We start from the raw sequence: 22,737 nt of genomic DNA on the forward strand, positions 1-22,737 counted from the left end.
CAACCATGATGTTTTAGAAAGTCCTTCGTAGAGGGACTTTTATTTTTGGGTACTTTTATGCCCAATGAGCAACATGGATATTCAACGGATTTTTTCCATTTCAAATCCCACCGAATTTGAGGATGTGGCATTGGAGGTGTTCCAATTCCAATATAAAAACAACCCCGTCTACAAAACCTATTGCGATTATTTGGGAAAATCCCCGGTAAATGTCGCTCACTCGACAGAAATTCCGTTTCTGCCCATAGAATTTTTCAAAACACAAAAGATAACCGCCTCCACAAAACAGCCCGAAGCCGTTTTTGAGAGCAGCGGTACCACCCAAGCATCAGTAAGCAAGCATTTTGTGCCTGATCTCAAGATATATGAACAAAGCTTTCTAAACGGTTTTACCTCATTTTATGGCCCAGTTGATGAGTATTGCATCCTGGCTCTGCTACCCTCATACTTGGAACGCGAAGGCTCCTCTTTGGTCTATATGGTGAACGAACTGGTTTCCCGATCCAAACATCCTGATAGCGGTTTTTATCTCTACAATTTGGAAGAATTGCACCAAAAACTCACCATTTTGGAAAAAAACCAGATCAAAACAATGTTGATAGGGGTTTCCTTTGCGCTTTTGGATTTGGCCGAGCAAGCTCCTATACCACTTAAGAACACCATCATCATGGAAACCGGCGGAATGAAGGGAAGGCGTAAAGAGTTGATCAGGGAAGAATTACACGATATGCTGAAAAGTGCCTTTCAAGTTGCTGAAATTCATTCGGAATATGGAATGACAGAACTGCTCTCCCAAGCCTATTCCCAAGGCGATGGGGTTTTCAGGACACCCCCTTGGATGAAAATTATCACCCGCGATACCGAAGATCCATTGTCGCTCCAATCCCATGGCAAAACCGGGGGAATCAATATTATTGATTTGGCCAATGTGTATTCCTGTTCCTTTATTGCCACCCAAGATTTGGGAAAAACCCATTCCAACGGTTCATTTGAAGTCTTAGGCCGATTTGATCATTCGGACATCAGGGGCTGTAATTTGATGGCCCTATAAATCTAATAAGACACAATAGCATGGTTTTCGTCAACCTGAACTTGTTTCAGGTTCGCATCGCCACATACATAAGCCACATCATGCGATTCTGAAATACCTTGCCTGCCGGCAGGCAGGAATTCAGAATGACGCTTTCATGACTTTTACTCTACTATCAGAACAAAATAATTCTTCTTGCCCCGTTGCAGCAACACAAACTTGTTGTTGATCAAATCAGCTTCGGTGATCAGGTAGTCCTCTTTTACTTTCTCCTTGTTCACAGAAATGGAATTCTGTTTCAGATCCCTACGGGCTTCACCATTTGATCCCAAGAAATTGGTCTTGGCCGCCAGAGCCCCTATCATATCCAAACCGGGATTCAACTCGTTCTTGGATATTTGGGCCTGTGGCACACCCTCAAACACATCCAAAAAGGTTTTTTCGTTCAATTGTTTTAAATCGGCGGAGGTCGATTTTCCAAAAAGGATTTCACTGGCCTTTATGGCATTTTCCAAATCCTCCTTGGAATGGACCATGGTGGTGATTTCTTCGGCCAATTTCTTCTGAAGCATTCGTAAATGTGGTGCTTCCTTGTGCTCAGCCACCAAATTTTCTATTTCTTCTTTTTCTAAAAAAGTAAATATCTTGATGTATTTTTCAGCATCCTCATCCGAAGTGTTCAACCAATACTGATAGAATTTATAGGGTGAGGTCCGTTCGGCATCCAACCACACATTTCCGCCTTCGGTCTTGCCAAATTTGGTCCCATCGGCCTTGGTGATCAGCGGACAGGTCAACGCAAAGCCTTTTCCACCCCCTATCCTACGGATAAGCTCGGTTCCCGTGGTAATATTCCCCCATTGGTCACTACCACCCATTTGCAGGGTGCAATCGTGGTTTTGGTAGAGGTACAAAAAGTCATAGCCTTGTACCAATTGATAGGTAAACTCGGTAAAGGACATGCCTTCCTTGGCATCGGAGGACAATCGTTTTTTTACGGAATCCTTGGCCATCATGTAGTTTACGGTAATATGCTTCCCAACATCCCGAATGAATTCCAAGAATGTAAAATCCTTCATCCAATCGTAGTTGTTCACCAGAACCGCTGCATTATCGGCATCACTTTCAAAGTCCAAAAAACGGCTCAACTGGCTTTTGATGGCCTCTTGGTTGTGGCGAAGGGTCTTTTCATCCAAAAGATTGCGCTCAGCTGATTTCCCGGAGGGATCACCGATCATTCCCGTGGCACCACCCACCAAGGCAAACGGCTTATGCCCGGCCAATTGAAAGTGCTTCAACATCATCACACTCACCAAATGCCCAATATGAAGGGAGTCTGCGGTAGGATCAATGCCCACATAGGCGGCCCGCATCCCTTCCATAAGATGTTCCTCGGCACCGGGCATTACATCATGTACCATTCCCCTCCATTGCAGTTCTTGAACAAAATTCTTCGCCATGATTGTCTTTTAGAATAGCTGCAAATATAAAATGAAGTTGGCACTTCCCTGAATAAATCCGTTACAAATAGGTACTTTTATCGCATGATATTGGTCACTGGAGGCACTGGATTGATTGGTTCGCACCTACTGTTCCATTTGGTAAAAAAGGGAGAGGCCGTAAGGGCCACGTACAGAAGCGCGGATACCCTTGATAAAGTCGTCAAGATCTTTGGGTATTATAGCGACAATCCATCCAGCCTGATGGAACACATTGATTGGGTGCAGGCCAATATCACCAACATAGGGGAGCTGGAAGCTTGTTTTGAAGGCATAAACTACGTTTACCATTGCGCCGCATTGATTTCCTTCGACCCAAAACTGTACAAAACCTTGGCAAAAACCAATGTGGAAGGAACGGCCAATGTGGTGAACCTTTGCCTAAAGTACAAAATTGAAAAACTGTGTTATGTAAGCTCCATTGCCGCCGTAGGGCCAAGTATTAAAGGAAATGTGGTCACCGAAGAGAATGAGTGGAACGACACCCATGCCTCGGTGTACGGGATTACAAAGCATGATGCTGAATTGGAGGTTTGGCGGGGTTCACAAGAAGGGGTGGATGTTGTCATCGTTAATCCCGGAGTGGTCATTGGTCCCGGGTTCTGGAAATCTGGAAGTGGTTCATTTTTCACCTATGCCGCAAAGGGTAAGAAATCCTTTATCCCCGGCGGAACGGGTTTTGTAACCATAAATGACGTGGTTTCCGCCATGGTGGCCCTCATGGAATCAACTATTGCCCAAGAACGGTTCATCTTGGTCAACCAAAATCTCTCGTACGGTGAACTTTTTCAAAAAATAGCTCCAAAATTGGGCGTTGCCCCACCCACTAAAAAAGTACCCTTTTGGATGTTGGAACTCTTTTGGCGATTGGATTGGTTGCGAAGCAAGCTGCGTGGAAAAAGAAGGAGACTGACTAAAACAATGGCCAAAAAACTCTACAAACAAGAACTGTACAGTAGTACAAAATTGATGGATGCCATTGACTTTACATTTGAAGATTTGGATGCGGCCATCGCCTTTTGTTGCGCCAAATTTAAGGAGAAGGGGTAATGGAGTCCCTCTCTTTTTTTAAGTCTTGGATGGAATCTCTTCGATTGGTCTGTGCTTCCCGGATGCTATCATTTCTTTTTTGTGTGGTTGCTTCCAGCGCATCTTTTCTTTTTTCGATCAAGGCTTCCACACCTTCGTAAATAGATTGGTATTCCAACGGAACGGAAGCATAGTAGAGATCGCTTTGGGCAAACTGGGTGCTGTCCACATCATGTTTTTTATAAAGAAACTCCATAATGTCGATGCCGGTTTTGTCAAAAGCGCTGGAGAATGCCGACTTGCCGGAGTTCAATATGGCCAAATCATAGAGAATTTCGGTCATTTTTTCTTTGGGAATAAGGTTTTCGGGTTGTTCCACCACCTTCTCGCCACAGGAAAGAAAAAACACTCCAAAAAAGAACAGCACAGCCTTCTTCATAGTTTACCGATTGAATGTGAGTCGTTTTGCGTTTTTCTTCTCTGAAAAAACACCATTATCATACGCTAAATGACCGTTGACAAAGGTTCGCACCACTTTGGAATCAAAAGTAACACCTTCAAAAGGAGACCACCCACATTTATAGAAAATATTGTCTTTTTTAACCTCTTCTTGGGAATTTCGGTTCACCTGGACCAAATCTGCATAATAGCCTTCACGAATATAGCCACGACGGTCAATAGCAAACAACTTTGCAGGATTGTGGCACATTTTCTCCACCATTTTTTCCAAGCTGATGATCCCCTCTTTTTCCTTTTGAAGCATGGCCAACAACGCATGTTGCACCAACGGCCCGCCGGACGGGGCTTTGGTATAGGGATTTTTCTTTTCTTCCAAGGTGTGGGGTGCATGATCGGTGGCCACCACATCAATGCGGTCATCCAAAAGGGCCTTCCACAATTTTTCCCGATCTGTTTTGGTCTTTACGGCAGGGTTCCATTTGATCAGGGTGCCCTTTTCGGCATAATCGGCATCCGAAAACCACAAATGGTGGATGCAGACCTCAGCCGTGATCTTCTTTTCCTCCAACGGGATGGCATTGGTGAACAAATCCGTTTCAATTCCGGTGGACACATGGAACACATGCAGTCTGGCACCAGTTCTTTTAGCCAAGGCTATGGCTTTGGAAGAGGACAAATAACACGCTTGTTCGCTTCGTATGATGGGGTGCAACTCAATCGGGATGTTGTCACCGTACATTTCTTGGTATTTGGCCAAATTGGCGCGAATGGTGCCCTCATCCTCACAATGGGCAGAAATCACCATTTCGGTGTTGCTGAAAATCTTCTCCAAAACAGCTTCATCATCCACCAACATATTTCCTGTGGATGAGCCCAAGAACAGTTTTACCCCAGAACACGCATTTTTGTCCAAGCGCTTCATCTCTTCCAAATTGTCGTTGGTGCCTCCAAAAAGGAAGGAATAGTTGGCAAAGGCATCCTTGGATGCAATGGCAAATTTCTCTTCCAATTTTTCTATGGTAGTGGTCTGCGGAACGGTATTGGGCTGTTCCATAAAGGTGGTGATCCCACCAGCTATGGCGGCCCTACTTTCAGTGGCAATGGTCCCCTTATGAGTCAGTCCCGGCTCCCTAAAATGCACTTGATCGTCAATGATTCCTGGAAGTAGCAAATCTCCTTTTAAATCAATGACATGGGCATTGGTGTCAGAAATGTCGGTGTCAATCCGGGCGATAAAATCCCCTTCCAACAGCACATCGGTCTCAAAAATGCTGTTCTCATTGACCACTTTGGCATTTTTTAATAGTGTTTTCGGCATTTCTAAAAGCTTTTTTTGAAAAATATACTCCTAAATTTCATGGCAATGACACCAAAAATGGCTTCACGGATGATTGCGGAGTTCATTTTTGATTTCCCGTTGACCCTATCCGTGAAAATGATGGACACCTCCTCAATCTTAAATTTTTTGAGGTAGGCCCTGTACTTCATTTCTATCTGAAAGGCATATCCAATAAACCGAACACGGTCCAGGTTGATGGTCTCCAGCACCTTTCGTTTGTAGCAAACAAAACCGGCCGTTGGGTCATGCACCTTCATTCCAGTAATAAATTTTACGTAAAAGGATGCCCCGTAGGACAACAAAATCCGAAACAGCGGCCAGTTGACCACATTCACGCCTTTTTTGTACCGGGAACCTATGGCCACATCGGCCCCATTAAGGCAGGCCCTATGCAATCGGGATAGATCGGCGGGGCGATGGGAAAAATCGGCATCCATCTCAAAAATATACTCATAGCCTTTCTCCAAGGCCCATCTAAAGCCATGGATATAGGCCGTTCCCAAACCGGATTTTTCTTTCCGTACCTCAAGGAACAAGCGATCTGGAAATTCCTTCTGCAATGACCGGACCGCATCGGCCGTACCATCGGGTGAATTGTCATCCACCACAAGCACATGAAAGTCTTTTTTTAGGTCGAAAACCGTCTTAGTTATGGCTTCAATGTTTTCAATTTCATTGAAAGTGGGAATAATGACCAAGCCGTCTGCCATTCGTACTGGATTAGAGGGCAAAAATACGGTTTTCTATTTAGCCCCTACATGTTGCCCTGTGGATTCGCATGCTCTTGGGCAATATTTGTAACTTTGTGCCAGCTAAAATCCATTTGATGACCCAAAAGTTTCCCAGGCTTTTTCTTTTTTTACTAGTGCTCATCTTTGTCCTGAACCTTGTTCAAAGCTCTTTTACGGAACTCATCTATGATGAGGCCTATTACTGGTACTATGCCCAAAATATGGCCTGGGGCTATTTTGACCATCCTTCCATGGTGGCTTTTTTGATCAAAATCAGCAGTTTTTTGTTTGATGGGGAGCTTGGGGTTCGTTTTATGAGCTGCGTGCTCTCCGCGGGCACCTATCTTATCCTTTGGCTACTGGTGGAAAATCCCAAGAAAAAGGACTATGTGGTTCATTTCTTTCTCTTGGTGTTCTCGTTTACCTTGATGAACGCTTATGGTTTTTTGACCCTGCCCGATACCGCACTACTGTTCTTTACGGCCCTGTTTCTTTGGTTGTACAAACGTTTTTTGGAGGAGCCATCAACCGGAATCACCCTGCTTTTGGGGTTGACGATGGCCGCTTTGATGTACAGCAAGTACCACGCTGTTTTGGTGATTTTCTTTGTTTTTCTCTCAAATATGAAGCTCATCACCAACAAAAAAGCATGGCTTGCGGTGATTTTGGCGCTGATTTGTTACACTCCACACTTTGTGTGGCTCTATGAAAACGATTTTGTTTCGATTACGTTCCATTTGTACGAACGCCCGAACCAAGCCTACAAGTTTGATGAGTTTACCCTTGGTTTTTTCTTGAACAATATTGTAATTATTGGCCTCTTGTTTTACTGGGTTTATAGTGCCTTCTTCAAATTTAAAACAACCGATACATTTTCAAAAGCCTTAATTTATTTGGTTTACGGAATATTGATATTCTTTTTTATCTCCAGTTTTAACCGAAGGGTGCAAGCCCAATGGACCATTGCCATTTCCATTCCCTTGGCCATTATTGCCTTTAACCATATTTTGGAAAATGCAAAGAGCAGAAAATGGGTATATCGAATTGGGTTGGTAAGTGTGGTGTTGCTTTTATATGCACGTGTTTGGTTGGTTTATAAGCCCTTATTCCCAATGATATACGAAACCCACGGAAACAACGAATGGGTTTCGGAGCTTACCCAAAAAGCGGGGGGTGTTCCCGTCATTTTTGAAAATTCGTACCGGCGTGCTTCCATGTACGAGTTCTATTCGGGAGTTCCCGCCATATCACTCAACAATCTTTGGTACCGAAAAAATCAGTATTCCATAGATGATTCCGAAGAGCGTGTTCGGGGCAAAAAGGTGCTTTATGTTCCAATTGGCGGAAAAAGTGGGGATATCAAATACATGCATTTGGACAGTACGGTCTTTTACGGAAATTTTATAGAAGATTTTCAATCGTACCGGAAGTTGGAATGCATTGTGGAAAAATCCAAAACCGGCATCGAGCATGCGCTAAAAGTCTATAATCCGTATGAATTTGATATTCTTTTGGAAAACCTGAAATACGCCATTTCGTATTCCAATGAACATAAACAAGTAAAGGAAGTACAATCCCTCAAGGTCAAAAACCTTTATCCGGGAAACCGTATTTTGAAAGCCAAGGATACGGTTTTTTATACCTTTGAGCTGCCGCTGCCAAAAATGGAAAATCCAGACTATTATAGAATTGGAATCTCAGAAAATGGCTTAAGTCCTGGACTCAACGGAAAACCAATCAAGATAACGGAATGAACCCAATAGAAAAAGTTGCTTATTCGCTGGACTGGATGACCCTAGTGCTGTTTGTAAGCATGCTGATCTTTGCTTTGGGAAAATACCTGTACCATCAGAAATTCTTGAATTTCATAATACTTCCGTTCAACAATAAATACGTGCTGTTGCACAACAAAAAAGGACAATTGTTCAATTGGTTCCACATTCTGCTCACTGTGTTCCAAACCATAAATCTCGCTTTTTTCATTTTCTTAACCTTAAAAGCTTTTGATGCTTTACCCAGCGGAAATCAACCAAACGCTTTCTTCATGGTATTGGCTTTTTTGGTGCTCTTTCAAGTTGCAAAATTGCTATTGCAGTTTATCAAAGGATTTGTTTTTAACACCCAAGGGCTTATATCGGAATTGGTGTTCAGCAAAACCTCTTATCTGAACCATAGCAGTATATTATTATTTATGAGCAACGTGATCCTGGTGTACATTTTTAGGGACTCAAAAATCATAATTTACGTTACGATCATCCTAATTTTATTGGTGAATGGCATAGGGGTGATAAAGCTCTTGAAGAACTATCAAAAAGCTATGTTTCCGTATTTTGTGTATTTTATTTTGTACCTTTGCGCACTCGAAATTGCGCCCTTGGTGATAATTGGAAGCTATCTAAAAGATTGAAAATTTATGAAAGTAAAAACAATTTTGGTTTCCCAACCAGAACCTAAAGTCGAAAACTCACCCTATTCAAGATTGATTGAAAAAGAAAAGGTAAAAGTGGATTTTAGGCCTTTTATTCATGTTGAGGGGGTTGAAGCCAAAAGTGTGAGGCAGCAAAAAATCGATTTGCACAATTTTACGGCGATAATCTTGACCAGCAGAAATTCTGTTGATCATTTTTTTAGGATTGCCGAGGAGATGCGCTTTAAAGTTCCGGACACCATGAAATACTTTTGCCAGTCTGAGGCCGTAGCCTATTACTTGCAAAAATATGTAGTGTACAGAAAACGCAAGATCTATGTGGGAAAAAGGACATTCAATGAGTTAATTCCCTTGATCAAAAAATATAAGGACGAGAAGTTCCTTTTGCCATCATCCGATGCATTGAAGGCTTCCGTGCCCCAAGCTTTGGATGAGATCAACGTAGACTGGAAACGCGGTGTTTTTTACAAGACGGTCATCAGTGACCTATCGGACCTTAGGAACGTTTATTATGACATATTGGTTTTCTTTAGTCCTTCTGGAATTGAATCGCTATTGAAGAATTTCCCGGATTTTGAACAAAAAAACACAAGAATTGCCGTTTTTGGCAACAGTACCGTAAATGCAGCAACGGAAGCCGGACTTCGCATAGACATTCAGGCGCCCACACCGGAAACACCATCCATGACAATGGCCCTACAGAAATACATTACCAGTGTGAACAAGTAAACTATTTTACTGGAAAAAAAATCAACGCCCCCGATTCATATTGGGGGTGTTTTGTTTTTAAAAGGCGTACCGCTGCGGTCCTCCTCTTCTGATCTCCTCACTGGCATAAGCCTCAAACTTCTTAAAGTTCTCCCGAAACGCATTCGTTAACTTAAATGCCGTCTTGTAATAGGCTTCATCGTTGTTCCAAGTGGCCCTTGGGCTCAACACACTGGTGGGAACTCCTGGGCATTCCCTGGGCTGTGCCACACCAAAAACAGAATGGATATGGTACTTGTCATAACTGTAAAGGCCCAGCTCCCCACTAAGGGCAGCACTGATCATGGCGCGGGTGTATTTTAACTTCATACGGGTTCCGACGCCGTAAGGTCCTCCGGTCCATCCTGTATTGATCAACCAAACATCAACGCCCGATTCTTTCATCTTCCGGCTCAACATTTCGGCATATTTTGCTGGGTGCAAGGGCATAAAAGGAGCTCCAAAACACGCAGAAAATGATGGCTGTGGCTCAACAACTCCCGCTTCTGTCCCTGCAACTTTGGCGGTGTATCCCGAGATAAAATGGTAGGCCGCCTGTGCCGGGGTTAGCTTGGAAATGGGGGGCAATACCCCAAAAGCATCCGCGGTTAGAAAAAAGATGTTTTTTACATTTTTTCCAATGGAAGGTTCCTGAATGTTCTCAATATGATAGATGGGATAGCTCACCCTGGTATTCTGGGTGATGGACGTGTCTGAAAAATCCACCACACCCTTTTTATCGATGACCACATTCTCCAATATTGCGCCCTTTTTAATGGCCCTATAAATTTCTGGCTCGTTCTCTTCGGATAGGTCAATGACCTTGGCATAACATCCGCCCTCAAAGTTAAATACGGTATTGTCCGGGGTCCAACCGTGTTCATCATCCCCGATCAATTTTCTGTCCGGGTCTGTGGAAAGCGTGGTCTTCCCAGTGCCAGAAAGTCCAAAGAAAATAGCCGTGTCACCATCTTCGCCCACGTTGGCGGAGCAGTGCATGGGCAGCGTATTTTTATAAACGGGAAGGATAAAGTTAAGGGCTGAAAAAATCCCCTTTTTAATCTCCCCGGTGTAGCCTGTCCCTCCAATCAACGCAATTTTCCTGGTGAAATTAAGAATGGCAAAATTGTGTTGCCGGGTTCCGTCCACAGCAGCATCGGCCATATACCCAGGAGCATTGATAACTGTCCATTCCGGATCAAAATCATCCAATTCCTCGGTAGTGGGCCGCAAAAACATATTGTAGGCGAACATATTGGACCAAGGATATTCATTCACCACCCTTATATTCAATTTATAGGCCGGGTCTGCGCAAGCATAGCAATCCCTAACGTACAACTCTTTAGCGTTGAGGTAATCAATCACCTTATCGTAGAGCTTGTCAAACTTTTCGCTTTCAAAAGGAATATTGATGTTTCCCCACCAAATTTTATCTTCGGTTATGGCATCCTTTACAATAAAACGATCCATGGGCGACCTTCCGGTGAATTCACCTGTATTGACCGCCAAGGCACCAGAGGAAGCTTCCTTTCCCATCCCTTTTTCTATGGTAATGTCATGAAGTTCATCTGGAGATAGTTGGTACTGAAAATTGTCGTGCTTAATCCCGTAGGGCTTCAACGAAATCGTTTTCGTTGTTGAGACAGAATCCTTCATTTTTTTGTTTTAGTTATAACACAAAGCTAGAAAAATATCCTTTTTTAGCCTTTAATTTATAGCTTAATTGAGTTCTTTTCGGGTCAAAATGTAGTATCCTAAAAGAAACCAACCTAGAATTAAGAATACCCCTCCTATTGGCGTTAAAAAACCGATGATTCTAAAATCAAAAGCCGTTAAACTGTTCAAGGCCAATAGGTAAATGGAGAATGAGAACAGAATTACCCCTATAAGGATCATCACATAGATTCTTTTCTTTTCCGATTCACCCAAACCATTCCACATTCCCAAAAAAAGCAGGAACAAGGCATGGTACATCTGGTAGCGCACACCGGTCTCAAAAGTATCAACTGCATCAGCATCCACCAATTTTTCCAATCCGTGTGCCCCAAAGGCACCAAGAACTATGGCCAATAGGCCAAATACAGTTCCGGTCAACAGTATTGTTCTGTTCATAACTTTTATGGCTTGTTTTTTTAAAAATATAACATTTTGATACCTTAGCGGTACGTTATACAAAATTACACAAAACCTATGGTCCGCACTATTTTGGTCATTGGGGCTGGTAAATCAACCTCATATCTTTTAGATTATATTTTGAAAAAATCCGATGAGGAGAATCTTCATCTCATTATTGGCGATCTTCAACCTGAACATATTCCAGAAAAATTTTCGTCACACCCCAATTGCAGTGTGGTACAGTTGGATATTTTCAACGATGAAGACCGCAAGAAGGCTATTGATTCCGCTTCCATCGTCATATCCATGCTTCCGGCCCGATTGCACATCAAAATTGCCGAGGATTGCATCCATTTCAAGAAAAATTTGGTCACAGCATCTTATGTGAGCCAAGAAATGAAGGCTTTGGATGATGAAGTCAAAAAAAATGGGCTGGTGTTCATGAACGAAATTGGCCTTGACCCCGGTATTGATCATATGAGCGCCATGGAGGTCATAGATCGTATTCGGGACAAAGGCGGTAAAATGTTGCTCTTTGAATCCTTCACCGGAGGGTTGGTTGCCCCGGAAAGTGACTCCAACCTTTGGAATTATAAGTTTACCTGGAACCCTAGAAACGTTGTCTTGGCCGGCCAAGGGGGCGTGGCCAAATTTATTCAGGAGGGCACATACAAATACATTCCCTACCAGAAATTGTTCAGACGCACCGAATTTTTGGAGATTGAGGGCTATGGCACTTTTGAGGTCTATGCCAACCGGGATTCCTTAAATTATCGAGAAGCCTATGGGCTACAAAATGCCCTTACGCTTTATAGGGGCACTATGAGAAGGATTGGGTTTTCCAAAGCGTGGCAGATGTTCGTGATTCTTGGTATGACGGATGACAGTTATACGATTGAAAATTCCGAAGGAATGTCGTACAGGGAATTTGTGAACCTATTTTTACCCTATTCCCCCACAGATTCTGTGGAATTGAAGCTGCGGCATTACCTTAAAATTGACCAAGATGATGTGCGCTGGGACAAACTTTTGGAATTGAACATTTTTGACCATTCCAAAAAAATACCCCTCAAAAATGCCTCCCCAGCACAGATTTTACAACACATTTTGGAAGATAGCTGGACCTTGAAGGAAGACGAAAAGGATATGATCGTTATGTACCACAAGTTTGGTTATGAATTGAACGGTGAAAAAAAACAAATTGATGCCAACATGGTGGTCATTGGCGAAAACAGGACCTATACTGCCATGTCCAAAACGGTTGGGCTACCAGTTGCCATTGCCACACTTCAAATTTTAAATGGGAAAATAACCACCCCTGGGGTTCAAATTCCCATCCGTAAAGAGGTGTATGCGCCGATACTCTCGGAACTAAAATCGTATGGAATAGCTTTCAAGGAATTTGAAGTGCCCTATTTGGGCTACAATCCGGACTCTGTAGCGAGCTGATATATAAAGATTTTCTATATATTTAGCTTCGATTTTAAACAGTTTCCGTGAAAAACCATAACAGTTCGGTCAAAATTGATGGCATAGACAAAAAAATCCTAAGGTTTTTGATGGAAGATGCCCGAAAACCTATTTTGGAGATTGCCCGAAATATTGGCATTTCCGGGGCGGCCATTCACCAACGGCTTCGCAAATTGGAGAGTTCCGGTTTGTTGGCGGGTTCCAAGTTCATCATCAATCCACGTGTATTGGGTTATTCCACAATGGCTTACATCGGTATTTTTCTGGATAAGGCCATGGCCAACCCAAGGGCCGTTAAGGAATTGGAGAAAATTCCCGAAGTCTTGGAATGCCACTACACCACTGGAAATTGGTCCATCTTAATAAAGGTTCTCTGTCGCGACAATGAGCACCTTATGCAGGTACTGAACAAAAAAATACAGCAAATTGAAGGTGTTTCCCGCACCGAAACCTTTATCTCCCTCAACCAACAAATTGATCGACAAATTCAGATCTGATATTTGTATTCAATCTAAATAAACTTTACATTTGTACCCATGAATGTAATATATCAGTCTACATATTACACCTTATACCAATCCGTAAAGGAGCGTTCCTTCTATGTGGATTTTGGCCAAAAGATGGTCCGCATGTCGCTTTGCCAGCTGCTATCCCTACGCTACAAAGTGATGTCCATACCTATTGAAAGCCATTTTGACGGTGATTTGAACGAGCACGGCTTTGAAGTTCTGCTGCTGTGCAACAAAGAACATCTCTTTGTTCTGAACACTTATGAAATTTTGGACCTGAAGCAATTTGTGGAGCAAAGCTTTGTGGCACTGGGTCTTTCTGTGGGAGCAGAAACCGCATCGGTTTAGTTCCGTTTACCACCTCTTATTTTTATTCAATCTTAAACTGCCTTAAAACAAGGAAGTTACTTCCAAAACGCGGTTAAATTCCGTATTTTTGTTACAATTAGACGATAAACCCTATAGATATGAAGGATATAGCAAGACAAAGTATGAGCATTAAAGTGGAATCCATGGATTTGCTCAACCAACAGATAAAAATGGAAGCCCATGCCTCTGCCACCTATTTGGCCATGGCGTCTTGGTGTGAGCAGAATGGGTTTTTTACAAGTGCCAAGTTTTTCTACAAGCAAACTGAGGAAGAACGTGGACACATGATGAAGATTTTTGAATTTTTGGTGGATACGGGCGGAAACCCTGTTTCACCGGAAGTTACTGATATCAACCATGATTATTCTTCCATTGTGGATGTCTTTGAAAACACGTTGGAACATGAAGTGGCCGTGACCAAATCCATTCACAATATTGTGAAAAAAGCCCGTGAATTGGGCGATTTGGCCACAGAACGATTCTTGGATTGGTTTGTTCTGGAACAAGTTGAGGAAGAAAACACCATCCGTGATATTTTGGATATGATCAATGTGACCGGCACAGAAGGTGTAGGACTACAAATGATCGATAACAAAGTAGCCGATTGGATTGATTAAATAAATCCAATCACAATAACCAAAAAGAGGCAGATTTTCGTCAACCTGAACTTGTTTCAGGTTCTCATCGTGATATTTTTATCAGTTTGACGAGATTCTGAAATTAACCTGCCTTCCGGCAGGCAGGTTCGGAATGACGATTTTCCAACTCATACAAAATAAAATGGGGCCAAACGGCCCCGTTTTCAGTTTATATACCTTTCCTTAATAATATTGAAATGGCGAAGCTCATGACCTGCAATATGGTAGGCCAACCCACGCACCGTCCTATGGTTTATGATACTGCCATCAAAATCCACTCCCTTGCCTCCCCGTGTAAAACTCTCTTCAGGTAAATATTTAAAAAGGGTTATTGTTGACTTTCTGACCGATTCATATTCATCAAAAATACTTTCCAAACTCCTCGTATTGGCATCTGAATATTGCGCATAGCTGTCTTGGTCAAATCCATGGAGCGGTGTGTCATCATTTCTGGCGTATCTAAGGGCCCGATAGGCAAAAATCCGTTCATCATCGATCAGATGCACCAGTATTTCTTTAATGGTCCACTTATCTTTTGCATACCGAAACTCTAATTTTTCCTTCGGAAGGGAATACACAAAATCTTTGATTTTGAGAAAATTTTCCCAGAGATGCTCCAAAACCTTGCCATCATCTTCCAATAGATCCATATAAATATGGGAATATTCCGGATACTCTCCCTTGATCGGTTTTTTAATGTATCGCATTGTCTTACGGTTTGTTGTTATTTTCCTTAAAACTATTCACCCAACGGTGCCGGGCCCAATTTCCCATGGGTTCCAAAAGCTCATACAATTCCTTACCATATTCGGTAAGGGCATAGCCTTCCAAAGTTCGCTCAATAAGATTGCAGTCCCTTAATTCCTTTAATCTTGTGTTCAGGGTTGTGGGCGAAATGGATTCACAATAGTCTTGAAGCCCTCTAAATGTATTTGGCCCAGTGTACAAATGCCAAATGATGCCCATGGCCCAACTCCTTCCCAATAAATCAAGCAGAGCCATTATGGGTTGCCCTGTTTTTGAGCCACGAACAGGAATTCCTGGTTTAGGTGTTTTCATTAACTACTATTTTAGTAGCAAAGCTACTAAATTCATAGCGTCTAGAAAAATTCTTTTCACACCATAAAAAAACCTGATTGAACTAGCTCAATCAGGTTACTATTAAATTTTAAAGGTGTGTGTTGTTAATCCCTGCCGCCAAAAACCTGAACCGCCCAGTAAAGTAGGGAGGCCAAGGCTCCTATTGCCGCAACCAAATACGTTCTGGCCGCCCATTTTAGGGCATCCTCAGAACCGGCATACTCTTCTTGGCTTACCATGTTCTTTTGCTTTAGCCATACCAAGGCTCGCTTACTGGCATCATATTCCACAGGTAGGGTAATAAAACTGAACAAAGTGGCAAATCCCATCATGATCAGTCCGGCTACGGCTATGTAAAACCCAATACCTCCGGCCACACCGGTAGCGGCCATCAACATAATGCCTCCAAAGACTATCCAAGTGGACATCCCTGAGGTAACACTCACCACAGGCACCAATTTGGAGCGCATCGTCAACCATTCATAGGCTTGGGCATGTTGCACCGCGTGGCCACATTCGTGTGCGGCAACGGCTGCAGCTGCAGCATTGCGCTGGTTGTACACCCCTTCACTTAAATTCACGGTCTTGTTTTTTGGGTTATAGTGATCTGTCAACATTCCGGGAGTGGAGATTACCTTAACATCCCTGATTCCATGGTCATCCAACATTTTTTTGGCAATTTCGGCTCCACTCATCCCATTGCGGAGATGTACTTGGGAGTATTTTTTGAATTTGCTCTTCAATTTGCTGCTGACCAACCAACTGATCAACGCAATTCCACCAATCAATATATAATATGTCATCATAGCTTTTCTGTTTTGGTCTACTAAATATACCACAATAAAGCAAAAACCCCGCCAAATATTGACGGGGTCCTTTTACTGACAAAATGTAAGTTATGCCAACGCTGGCTCCCAATGAAAGGCTTCGATAATTTCCTTATAAACTACTTCACCTTCCGCAATGTTCAATCCTTTGGCCAGTGATTTATCCAGATTACATGCGCTACGCCATCCCAAATTGGCCAGTTTTAGCACATAGGGCAGTGTTACATTCGTCAAGGCAACTGTAGAAGTATAAGGCACTGCCCCTGGCATATTGGCTACACAATAATGAACCACATCATCTATAATATAAACAGGGTCTTCATGGGTTGTTGGTTTTGTGGTTTCCACGCATCCCCCCTGATCTACGGCCACATCCACGATCACTGTACCGGGGTGCATGTCCTTGAGCATGTCCCTTGTGATCAAGTTTGGGGCTTTGGCACCTTTTAGAAGAACACCACCTATGATAAGATCATGGTTTTTGATATGTTTTCTGATATTGAACTCGTTGGAAAATTCGGTAATAACATGGCTTGGCATGATATCGTTCACATAGCGGAGCTTTTTCATGTTTATATCCAAAATGGTCACTTGGGCACCCAGACCTGCTGCCATTTTTGCAGCTTGAATGCCCACTGTTCCCGCTCCCAAGACCAAAACGCGGCCCGGCGACACTCCGGGAACACCTCCCAAAAGCACCCCTTTGCCTTTTACGGGCTTTTCCAAATATTTGGCTCCTTGCTGAATGGCCATACGTCCGGCCACTTCAGACATGGGAGTGAGAAGCGGAAGGCTACCGTCTGGATCTTCAACCGTTTCATAGGCAATACAAACCGATTTACGCTGGATCATGGCTTGCGTCAACGCCTCGCTTGAAGCAAAATGAAAGTAGGTGAATACAATCTGGCCTTTCTGGATAAGATTGTATTCTTGGGCAACGGGCTCTTTTACTTTCACGATCATATCGCTCATGGCATACACCTGACCGATCGTATCCAAAATTGTGGCCCCCGCCCGTTGATAATCATGGTTGAAAAAACCGCTGCCTTCACCTGCACCTGATTGCACATAGACAGTGTGGTTGTTCTTTACCAGCTCAAAAACCCCAGCTGGTGTCATCCCTACCCGGCTTTCATTGTTCTTGATTTCTCTTGGTACCCCTACAATCATTTTGTTGTGTTTTTATGATTACACTTCCAAAGTTGTTACAAAAAAAACAAACTGGAAAACAAAATCGATAAAAAGTAGGGGTACAAGGCTAAAATTTATGTTTTTTAACAATTATACCCCTGTTTAAGTAGGGGTCATTTATTAAATATGATATATATTTTTTGTATGACCCCTAAAAATAGGGCTTACTTGTGTTTTAATTTTAAAAACAGCATCACCAAGACCAAAAAACCGGTTACGCCATTGGCAAGCATGATCGCCAAGCTTTCATGCTTATAGCCATAGTAGAGCCAAAGCATGGTGCCCGTAAAGAAGGCCAAATACATGGTGAGGGAAATATCTTTGGTAGACCTGTGCTTCCACGCTTTGTATACTTGTGGAATAAAGGCACTGGTGGTGAGGGTGGCCGCAGCAAGGCCAATGATTTCAATAGGGTCCATGGTAAGGTAGTTGTTCGCTATCTAAAGATACGAATTAACCTGTCGCCTTTCGACTGCCTGCCCGTCCGGCAGGCGGGCGCTCAAGGTGACAGGTTTAAGTAAAATTCAAGAGAGTGTTTAGCCTACAATATTGACGATCTTACCCGGAACCACAATCACTTTTTTGGGTGTGCGGCCCTGTAACTGTTCTTGGGTTTTTTCGTGGGCCAGGACGGCGGCTTCAATTTCATCCTTGTCCATGTCCAAGGGCAACTCCAATTTAAAGCGCATTTTCCCATTAAAGGAAATGGGGTATTCCTTGCTGCTCTCCACCAAGTACTTCTCCTCAAATTTGGGAAAAGGGGCTTCTGCAATGGACTCGCTATGGCCCAATCGCTCCCAAAGCTCTTCAGCAATGTGGGGCGCATAGGGCGATACCAAAATGGCCAAGGGCTCCAAAATGGCCTTGCTGGTACATTTCTGGGCCGTCAACTCGTTTACACAGATCATAAAGGTGGATACGGAGGTGTTGAACGAGAAGTTTTCAATGTCCTCTTCCACTTTTTTGATGGTTTTGTGGAGTGTTTTTAGATTGTCTGCTGTGGGTGCAACACCCCCCTCGCCCCCCTCAAGGGGGGAATAGAGTTTCCAAAGTTTTTTCAGGAAGGAATGCACTCCTGTAATCCCGGCCGTGTTCCAAGGTTTGGATTGCTCCAAGGGGCCCAAGAACATTTCGTATAAGCGAAGGGAATCTGCCCCATACTCCTCACAAATGGCATCGGGGTTGACGACATTGTATTTGGATTTGGACATTTTTTCGACTTCCGGATATGTTTTAAACTCCCTTGATTTTCCAGAAAATAATTCTGTGAATTTACCATCCAACCAAAATCCCCCTGGCACAACATAAATTGAATCATTGTAAGATTCATTGGTTTTTCTGTAGCCTTCGATATCCAAAATATTGTTTTCTACATAATTCACATCAAAACGATGAGGTATTACCTGATTATAAGGAACGGCATATTCACCTTCTTTGTATTCATCAAGGTATTCATAATCAGAACTAAAGAAAACATATTTCACATCATCACCATAATACTGAAACTTATCTAATTCGCCATTTTCGTTTTCCTTAATCAAGAAAATGATATTTGATGCTCTTTTACCTTCAAATCCGCCTTCAGTCTTATATCCAGAAATATACGCTTGATTAACTGAGGCCTGATTAGCAAATTCTGAAGTCCCCGTAATCATCCCTTGGTTGATCAACTTTTGGGCATACTCATCTTTGGGCACATAGCCCATATCAAACATAAACTTTTGCCAAAAACGGGAATACAAGAGGTGGCCTGTAGCGTGCTCACTACCTCCTATATATAAGTCCACATCCTGCCAATAGTTGATGGCTTCAGGGGAGAAAATGGCCTCGTCATTACGCGGGTCCATATACCGATTAAAGTATTGGGAACTCCCTGCCCACCCCGGCATGGTGTTCAATTCCAAAGGATAGATACCGTCATGCTGGACTTTCTGCCCGTCCGGCAGGTGGGGTTTCGGCATCCCATCCCCCTTGTCCAACCCTTCGACTGCGCTCAGGGTGACAAGGTCATTGGAAACTACTTTATTATTCTTTGCATCCCAAGCCCACGTAGTGGCATTGCCCAATGGCGGTTCCCCGGTTTCGGTGGGGAGGTATTTTTCCACTTCGGGGAGCTCCAACGGCAAATATTTTTCATCGATCATTTGCGGCATGCCATCCACATAATACACCGGGAAGGGTTCGCCCCAATACCGCTGACGGCTAAAAACGGCATCGCGAAGTCGATAATTCACCTTTCCTTTGCCATGGCCAATCCGTTCCAATTCGGATATGATTTTCTTCATCGCATCCTTGTAAGAAAGCCCATTTAGAAAATCGGAATTGGCAATTACCGTGGTTTCCTTGTCGGCAAATGCCTCTTCGGAAATATCCACCCCCTCAAAAATGTTGGGGATGGGGATATTGTAATGTTTTGCAAAATCATAATCGCGTTGGTCCCCACAAGGCACGGCCATTACTGCACCGGTTCCGTAGCTGGCCAACACGTAGTCGCCAATCCAAATGGGAATGGGTTCCTTGGTGAACGGATGTTCTGCATACGCTCCCGTGAACACCCCTGAAATGGTTTTTACATCGGCCATACGGTCCCGTTCGGAACGTTTTGCCGTGGCCTCCACATAGGCTTCCACCTCAGCTTTTTGTTCCGGCGTCGTTATTTTGGCCACCAATTCATGCTCGGGTGCCAAGGTCATAAAACTTACCCCAAAAATGGTATCGGGGCGGGTGGTGAAGACTTCTATTTGATATGGGTGATTATCCCCTCCCCAGCCCTCCCCTGTGGAGAGGGAGTCTAAAATGTCTTCTATCTTTTTTATAACCGCCTCTAGGTTTGAAATAACTTCATCATTGGTAAAACGGATAACCGTAAACCCCTTTTTTTGTTCCAATTCCAATGTCCGTTGGGCATCTTTATCCAATTGATAGTCATGGATTTTTTCATCAACTTCAATAATCAGTTTTTTTTCAAGGCATATAAAATCAACAATATATTTATAAACTGGATGCTGCCTTCTAAACTTAACATCAAGATTTTTTCTTCTCAATGCTTGCCACAATTTGTCCTCAGCAGGCGTTGGGTTCTTTCGCATTTCTTTCGCCCGTTCCAACAAAACTCCAATCATTGACGAATCACCTGTCAATCTTGCATTAGCCCCCCCTCCGCTAGAGGGGGTTGGGGGGAGGACTGAATTGCTGTCCCCTCCTTGTTCCTCCCCAAAGGGGAGGACATTAAAAGTAACCGTGGCTCCAACCGATCTTCCAATCCAGTTGGTTTGGGCATCTTTTAGCGGCTGGGGCCAGTCGATTTTGTCCAGACCATCCAATAAACGTTGGGCATAAGCCGTAATCCGCATGCTCCATTGCGTCATTTTTTTACGTATCACTGGATGGCCTCCACGTTCAGAAACACCATTCACGATCTCATCATTGGCCAAAACAGTGCCCAAAGCCGGGCACCAGTTCACTTCGGTATCGGCCAAATACGTCAATCTATATTTTAAGAGGATTTCTTGTTTTTTCTTTTCTGAAAAACCATTCCAATCCGCAGCGCTAAAACTTGGTGTATCATCATCACAAGTGGCTTCGACATTCTCATTTCCTTCCTTTTCAAAAATGGAAATCAAGGTAGAAATGTTTTCTGCTTTGTCCGATTTTTTATTGTACCACGAATTGAATAGTTGGATAAAAATCCACTGCGTCCATTTATAATATCTGGGATTGGAGGTACGTACTTCTCGGTCCCAATCAAACGAAAAGCCCAATTTATCCAGCTGCTCCCGGTATCTTTTGATGTTATTTTCAGTGGTTATGGCCGGATGTTGCCCCGTTTGGATGGCGTATTGCTCCGCAGGCAACCCAAAGGAATCGTACCCCATGGGATGCAATACATTGAACCCCTTATGTCGTTTATAACGCGAATAGATATCCGTAGCAATATAGCCCAAAGGATGCCCCACGTGCAATCCTGCCCCAGATGGGTAGGGAAACATGGACAATGCATAAAATTTGGGTTTATCTGAAGTGTTGGAAGCCTTGAATGTATTGTTTTTTGCCCAATACTTCTGCCATTTGTCTTCAATCTGACGGAAATCGTAGTTCATCATACTTCTTTATGTTCATTTTGTCACATCGAGCCCTTCGACTACGCTCAGGGTAAACCTAGGTCGAGATGTCTCAAACACAAGGGAGGAGATTTCTCGCCCAGATTTCATCCGGACTCGAAATGACAATAAACTGTATCTCTTTTCGAGTTGCAAAAATAGGTTTAATCCCCTAAATACAATTTACTTTTCTATTTTTACGTATTGATTCCACTATATGAGCCAATATATTGAAAGATATCAGCGAAGAAAACTGATTTCCTCTTATTTTTCCGTGGTTTTGAGCATCGCACTTGTGCTGTTCCTTTTGGGGGTGCTTGGTCTTTTGGTGCTGAACACCAAAAAACTCGCCGATCACTTTAAGGAGCAGATCACCATTTCGGTCTTTTTGAAGGACAATGCCAAACCTGTGGAAATTGATCAATTGCAAAAAAGTTTGACCTTGGCCGAGTATACCAAATCGGCGGATTACATCTCCAAAGAGGATGCTGCGGAGCAGTACAGCGAGGATATTGGAGAGAATTTTGTGGAGTTCTTGGGCTACAATCCGCTTAAAAACTCCATTGATGTCCATTTAAAGGCTGATTTTGTTTCTCCGGAGCAAATCGCAGAAATCGCAGAGGAAATTGCCGCAAAGACCTATGTGGATGAAGTGAGCTATGACAAACCGTTGGTTTCACTGCTCAATGACAACGCCCGAAAAATCAGTTTGTGGATTTTGGTGGCCAGTGCGGTATTTACGGTAATTGCCGTTTTGCTCATCAACAGTTCCATCCGATTGTCCATTTATTCCAAGCGCTTTATCATCAAGACCATGCAGATGGTGGGAGCCACCAAGACCTTCATTAGACGGCCCTTTATCTGGACGAACATTAAACTGGGTATGGTCGGTGCTGCCGTGGCCCTCGTTTCACTGAGTATCCTTATTTATTATATCAACAAGAATTTTCCCGAACTCAATCTGCTTCAAGACTATTTGGTACTGATTTTTTTATTTGTCGGTGTTTTTGGGCTTGGCGTGATCATTTCATGGGCCAGTACCCATTTTGCCACCCAACGTTTTTTGAATTTGAGAACAGATGATCTGTATTATTAGACAAAAGATGCAAGACCGCTTCGCTTATAGATTTGAGACACTTTACGCACCGACTGGATACTCTGGGAAACTTTTCACTA

At 43.2% G+C, this 22,737-nt stretch carries 22 protein-coding genes; 10 read left to right on the top strand and 12 right to left on the bottom strand.

All coding sequences use genetic code 11. From position 1 onward, the window contains the following. The first annotated feature begins 73 nt into the window (after positions 1 to 73). Positions 74 to 1,051 (top strand): acyl transferase, encoded by a 978-nt coding sequence (locus A7D14_RS15205; protein ID WP_141673422.1) that lies wholly within the window; start codon positions 74 to 76, stop codon positions 1,049 to 1,051. Positions 1,052 to 1,194: 143 nt separating this feature from the next. On the opposite strand, the gene tyrS is transcribed toward A7D14_RS15205, so the two are convergent. Then, on the bottom strand, positions 1,195 to 2,490 hold the full coding sequence (gene tyrS, locus A7D14_RS15210; RefSeq protein WP_067036486.1) for a tyrosine--tRNA ligase: 1,296 nt from the start codon (positions 2,488 to 2,490) through the stop codon (positions 1,195 to 1,197). An 84-nt stretch (positions 2,491 to 2,574) separates the two neighbouring features. Between tyrS and A7D14_RS15215 the strand changes: the two genes are divergently transcribed. Continuing rightward, the gene (locus A7D14_RS15215; protein ID WP_067036489.1) at positions 2,575 to 3,579 is read left to right on the top strand and encodes an NAD-dependent epimerase/dehydratase family protein; all 1,005 of its coding nucleotides are present in this window, start codon (positions 2,575 to 2,577) and stop codon (positions 3,577 to 3,579) included. Here A7D14_RS15215 and A7D14_RS15220 read toward each other — a convergent pair. From A7D14_RS15220 to A7D14_RS15230, 3 genes are read right to left on the bottom strand one after another with little or no spacing between them, the layout of a single operon-like run. Next, complete coding sequence (locus A7D14_RS15220) at positions 3,563 to 3,997, bottom strand: DUF4296 domain-containing protein (protein WP_067036492.1); 435 nt, start codon at positions 3,995 to 3,997, stop codon at positions 3,563 to 3,565. The genes A7D14_RS15215 and A7D14_RS15220 overlap by 17 nt on opposite strands. A gap of 3 nt (positions 3,998 to 4,000) precedes the next feature. Further along, the gene (locus tag A7D14_RS15225; protein ID WP_067036494.1) at positions 4,001 to 5,335 is read right to left on the bottom strand and encodes a dihydroorotase; all 1,335 of its coding nucleotides are present in this window, start codon (positions 5,333 to 5,335) and stop codon (positions 4,001 to 4,003) included. A 2-nt stretch (positions 5,336 to 5,337) separates the two neighbouring features. Next, positions 5,338 to 6,066, bottom strand: a complete 729-nt coding sequence (locus A7D14_RS15230; RefSeq protein WP_067036497.1) for a polyprenol monophosphomannose synthase — start codon at positions 6,064 to 6,066, stop codon at positions 5,338 to 5,340. Between the two features lie 116 nt (positions 6,067 to 6,182). Between A7D14_RS15230 and A7D14_RS15235 the strand changes: the two genes are divergently transcribed. The 3 genes from A7D14_RS15235 to A7D14_RS15245 are packed head-to-tail and all read left to right on the top strand — an operon-like array spanning position 6,183 to position 9,244. Then, the gene (locus tag A7D14_RS15235) at positions 6,183 to 7,841 is read left to right on the top strand and encodes an ArnT family glycosyltransferase (RefSeq protein ID WP_067036764.1); all 1,659 of its coding nucleotides are present in this window, start codon (positions 6,183 to 6,185) and stop codon (positions 7,839 to 7,841) included. Further along, complete coding sequence (locus tag A7D14_RS15240; RefSeq protein ID WP_067036500.1) at positions 7,838 to 8,494, top strand: DUF4271 domain-containing protein; 657 nt, start codon at positions 7,838 to 7,840, stop codon at positions 8,492 to 8,494. The genes A7D14_RS15235 and A7D14_RS15240 overlap by 4 nt, the downstream gene beginning before the upstream one ends. 6 nt (positions 8,495 to 8,500) lie before the next feature. Further along, positions 8,501 to 9,244, top strand: coding sequence for a uroporphyrinogen-III synthase (locus tag A7D14_RS15245; RefSeq protein WP_067036503.1), 744 nt, complete (start codon positions 8,501 to 8,503; stop codon positions 9,242 to 9,244). A 57-nt stretch (positions 9,245 to 9,301) separates the two neighbouring features. Here the strand turns inward: A7D14_RS15245 and pckA are convergent, their stop codons facing one another. Then, positions 9,302 to 10,918 (bottom strand): phosphoenolpyruvate carboxykinase (ATP), encoded by a 1,617-nt coding sequence (gene pckA / locus A7D14_RS15250; RefSeq protein WP_067036506.1) that lies wholly within the window; start codon positions 10,916 to 10,918, stop codon positions 9,302 to 9,304. 63 nt (positions 10,919 to 10,981) lie between these two features. Then, on the bottom strand, positions 10,982 to 11,374 hold the full coding sequence (locus A7D14_RS15255; protein ID WP_067036508.1) for a DUF423 domain-containing protein: 393 nt from the start codon (positions 11,372 to 11,374) through the stop codon (positions 10,982 to 10,984). A 78-nt stretch (positions 11,375 to 11,452) separates the two neighbouring features. On the opposite strand from A7D14_RS15255, the gene A7D14_RS15260 reads away from it, so the two are divergent. The 4 genes from A7D14_RS15260 (at position 11,453) to A7D14_RS15275 (ending at position 14,342) form a co-directional block, all read left to right on the top strand. Further along, the gene (locus A7D14_RS15260) at positions 11,453 to 12,826 is read left to right on the top strand and encodes a saccharopine dehydrogenase family protein (protein ID WP_067036511.1); all 1,374 of its coding nucleotides are present in this window, start codon (positions 11,453 to 11,455) and stop codon (positions 12,824 to 12,826) included. Between the two features lie 47 nt (positions 12,827 to 12,873). Then, positions 12,874 to 13,344: an Lrp/AsnC ligand binding domain-containing protein gene (locus A7D14_RS15265; protein WP_067036514.1), complete on the top strand. Its 471-nt coding sequence runs from the start codon at positions 12,874 to 12,876 to the stop codon at positions 13,342 to 13,344. Between the two features lie 39 nt (positions 13,345 to 13,383). After that, positions 13,384 to 13,704, top strand: coding sequence for a hypothetical protein (locus A7D14_RS15270; protein WP_067036517.1), 321 nt, complete (start codon positions 13,384 to 13,386; stop codon positions 13,702 to 13,704). A gap of 119 nt (positions 13,705 to 13,823) precedes the next feature. Continuing rightward, positions 13,824 to 14,342, top strand: coding sequence for a ferritin (locus tag A7D14_RS15275; RefSeq protein WP_067036520.1), 519 nt, complete (start codon positions 13,824 to 13,826; stop codon positions 14,340 to 14,342). Between the two features lie 185 nt (positions 14,343 to 14,527). On the opposite strand, the gene A7D14_RS15280 is transcribed toward A7D14_RS15275, so the two are convergent. From A7D14_RS15280 to A7D14_RS15305, 6 genes are all read right to left on the bottom strand, one after another. Continuing rightward, entirely contained in the window at positions 14,528 to 15,070 is a 543-nt protein-coding gene (locus tag A7D14_RS15280; RefSeq protein WP_067036522.1) for a DinB family protein, read from the bottom strand. Between the two features lie 4 nt (positions 15,071 to 15,074). Then, a complete protein-coding gene (locus A7D14_RS15285; RefSeq protein WP_067036525.1) occupies positions 15,075 to 15,422 on the bottom strand; it encodes a winged helix-turn-helix transcriptional regulator in 348 nt (115 codons plus the stop codon). A gap of 125 nt (positions 15,423 to 15,547) precedes the next feature. Next, on the bottom strand, positions 15,548 to 16,249 hold the full coding sequence (locus A7D14_RS15290) for a zinc metallopeptidase (RefSeq protein ID WP_067036528.1): 702 nt from the start codon (positions 16,247 to 16,249) through the stop codon (positions 15,548 to 15,550). A gap of 90 nt (positions 16,250 to 16,339) precedes the next feature. Further along, a complete protein-coding gene (gene ald, locus A7D14_RS15295; RefSeq protein ID WP_067036531.1) occupies positions 16,340 to 17,440 on the bottom strand; it encodes an alanine dehydrogenase in 1,101 nt (366 codons plus the stop codon). A 185-nt stretch (positions 17,441 to 17,625) separates the two neighbouring features. Continuing rightward, complete coding sequence (locus A7D14_RS15300; RefSeq protein WP_067036534.1) at positions 17,626 to 17,880, bottom strand: SemiSWEET family sugar transporter; 255 nt, start codon at positions 17,878 to 17,880, stop codon at positions 17,626 to 17,628. 117 nt (positions 17,881 to 17,997) lie between these two features. Next, positions 17,998 to 21,561 (bottom strand): leucine--tRNA ligase, encoded by a 3,564-nt coding sequence (locus tag A7D14_RS15305; protein WP_067036537.1) that lies wholly within the window; start codon positions 21,559 to 21,561, stop codon positions 17,998 to 18,000. Between the two features lie 217 nt (positions 21,562 to 21,778). On the opposite strand from A7D14_RS15305, the gene A7D14_RS15310 reads away from it, so the two are divergent. Then, positions 21,779 to 22,657 (top strand): cell division protein FtsX, encoded by an 879-nt coding sequence (locus A7D14_RS15310; protein WP_067036540.1) that lies wholly within the window; start codon positions 21,779 to 21,781, stop codon positions 22,655 to 22,657. Positions 22,658 to 22,737 lie beyond the last annotated feature (80 nt).

This window comes from Allomuricauda sp. CP2A, from assembly GCF_001683915.1.
In the GTDB taxonomy this organism is placed as follows: Bacteria; Bacteroidota; Bacteroidia; order Flavobacteriales; family Flavobacteriaceae; genus Flagellimonas.

Excerpts from the sequence above, each read along its gene's own strand:
- A7D14_RS15205 (WP_141673422.1), top strand. The coding sequence starts at position 74 with ATGGATATTCAACGGATTTTTTCCATTTCAAATCCCACCGAATTTGAG.
- tyrS (WP_067036486.1), bottom strand. The coding sequence starts at position 2,490 with ATGGCGAAGAATTTTGTTCAAGAACTGCAATGGAGGGGAATGGTACAT.
- A7D14_RS15215 (WP_067036489.1), top strand. The coding sequence starts at position 2,575 with ATGATATTGGTCACTGGAGGCACTGGATTGATTGGTTCGCACCTACTG.
- A7D14_RS15220 (WP_067036492.1), bottom strand. The coding sequence starts at position 3,997 with ATGAAGAAGGCTGTGCTGTTCTTTTTTGGAGTGTTTTTTCTTTCCTGT.
- A7D14_RS15225 (WP_067036494.1), bottom strand. The coding sequence starts at position 5,335 with ATGCCGAAAACACTATTAAAAAATGCCAAAGTGGTCAATGAGAACAGC.
- A7D14_RS15230 (WP_067036497.1), bottom strand. The coding sequence starts at position 6,066 with ATGGCAGACGGCTTGGTCATTATTCCCACTTTCAATGAAATTGAAAAC.
- A7D14_RS15235 (WP_067036764.1), top strand. The coding sequence starts at position 6,183 with ATGACCCAAAAGTTTCCCAGGCTTTTTCTTTTTTTACTAGTGCTCATC.
- A7D14_RS15240 (WP_067036500.1), top strand. The coding sequence starts at position 7,838 with ATGAACCCAATAGAAAAAGTTGCTTATTCGCTGGACTGGATGACCCTA.
- A7D14_RS15245 (WP_067036503.1), top strand. The coding sequence starts at position 8,501 with ATGAAAGTAAAAACAATTTTGGTTTCCCAACCAGAACCTAAAGTCGAA.
- pckA (WP_067036506.1), bottom strand. The coding sequence starts at position 10,918 with ATGAAGGATTCTGTCTCAACAACGAAAACGATTTCGTTGAAGCCCTAC.
- A7D14_RS15255 (WP_067036508.1), bottom strand. The coding sequence starts at position 11,374 with ATGAACAGAACAATACTGTTGACCGGAACTGTATTTGGCCTATTGGCC.
- A7D14_RS15260 (WP_067036511.1), top strand. The coding sequence starts at position 11,453 with ATGGTCCGCACTATTTTGGTCATTGGGGCTGGTAAATCAACCTCATAT.
- A7D14_RS15270 (WP_067036517.1), top strand. The coding sequence starts at position 13,384 with ATGAATGTAATATATCAGTCTACATATTACACCTTATACCAATCCGTA.
- A7D14_RS15275 (WP_067036520.1), top strand. The coding sequence starts at position 13,824 with ATGAAGGATATAGCAAGACAAAGTATGAGCATTAAAGTGGAATCCATG.
- A7D14_RS15280 (WP_067036522.1), bottom strand. The coding sequence starts at position 15,070 with ATGCGATACATTAAAAAACCGATCAAGGGAGAGTATCCGGAATATTCC.
- A7D14_RS15285 (WP_067036525.1), bottom strand. The coding sequence starts at position 15,422 with ATGAAAACACCTAAACCAGGAATTCCTGTTCGTGGCTCAAAAACAGGG.
- A7D14_RS15290 (WP_067036528.1), bottom strand. The coding sequence starts at position 16,249 with ATGATGACATATTATATATTGATTGGTGGAATTGCGTTGATCAGTTGG.
- ald (WP_067036531.1), bottom strand. The coding sequence starts at position 17,440 with ATGATTGTAGGGGTACCAAGAGAAATCAAGAACAATGAAAGCCGGGTA.
- A7D14_RS15300 (WP_067036534.1), bottom strand. The coding sequence starts at position 17,880 with ATGGACCCTATTGAAATCATTGGCCTTGCTGCGGCCACCCTCACCACC.
- A7D14_RS15305 (WP_067036537.1), bottom strand. The coding sequence starts at position 21,561 with ATGAACTACGATTTCCGTCAGATTGAAGACAAATGGCAGAAGTATTGG.
- A7D14_RS15310 (WP_067036540.1), top strand. The coding sequence starts at position 21,779 with ATGAGCCAATATATTGAAAGATATCAGCGAAGAAAACTGATTTCCTCT.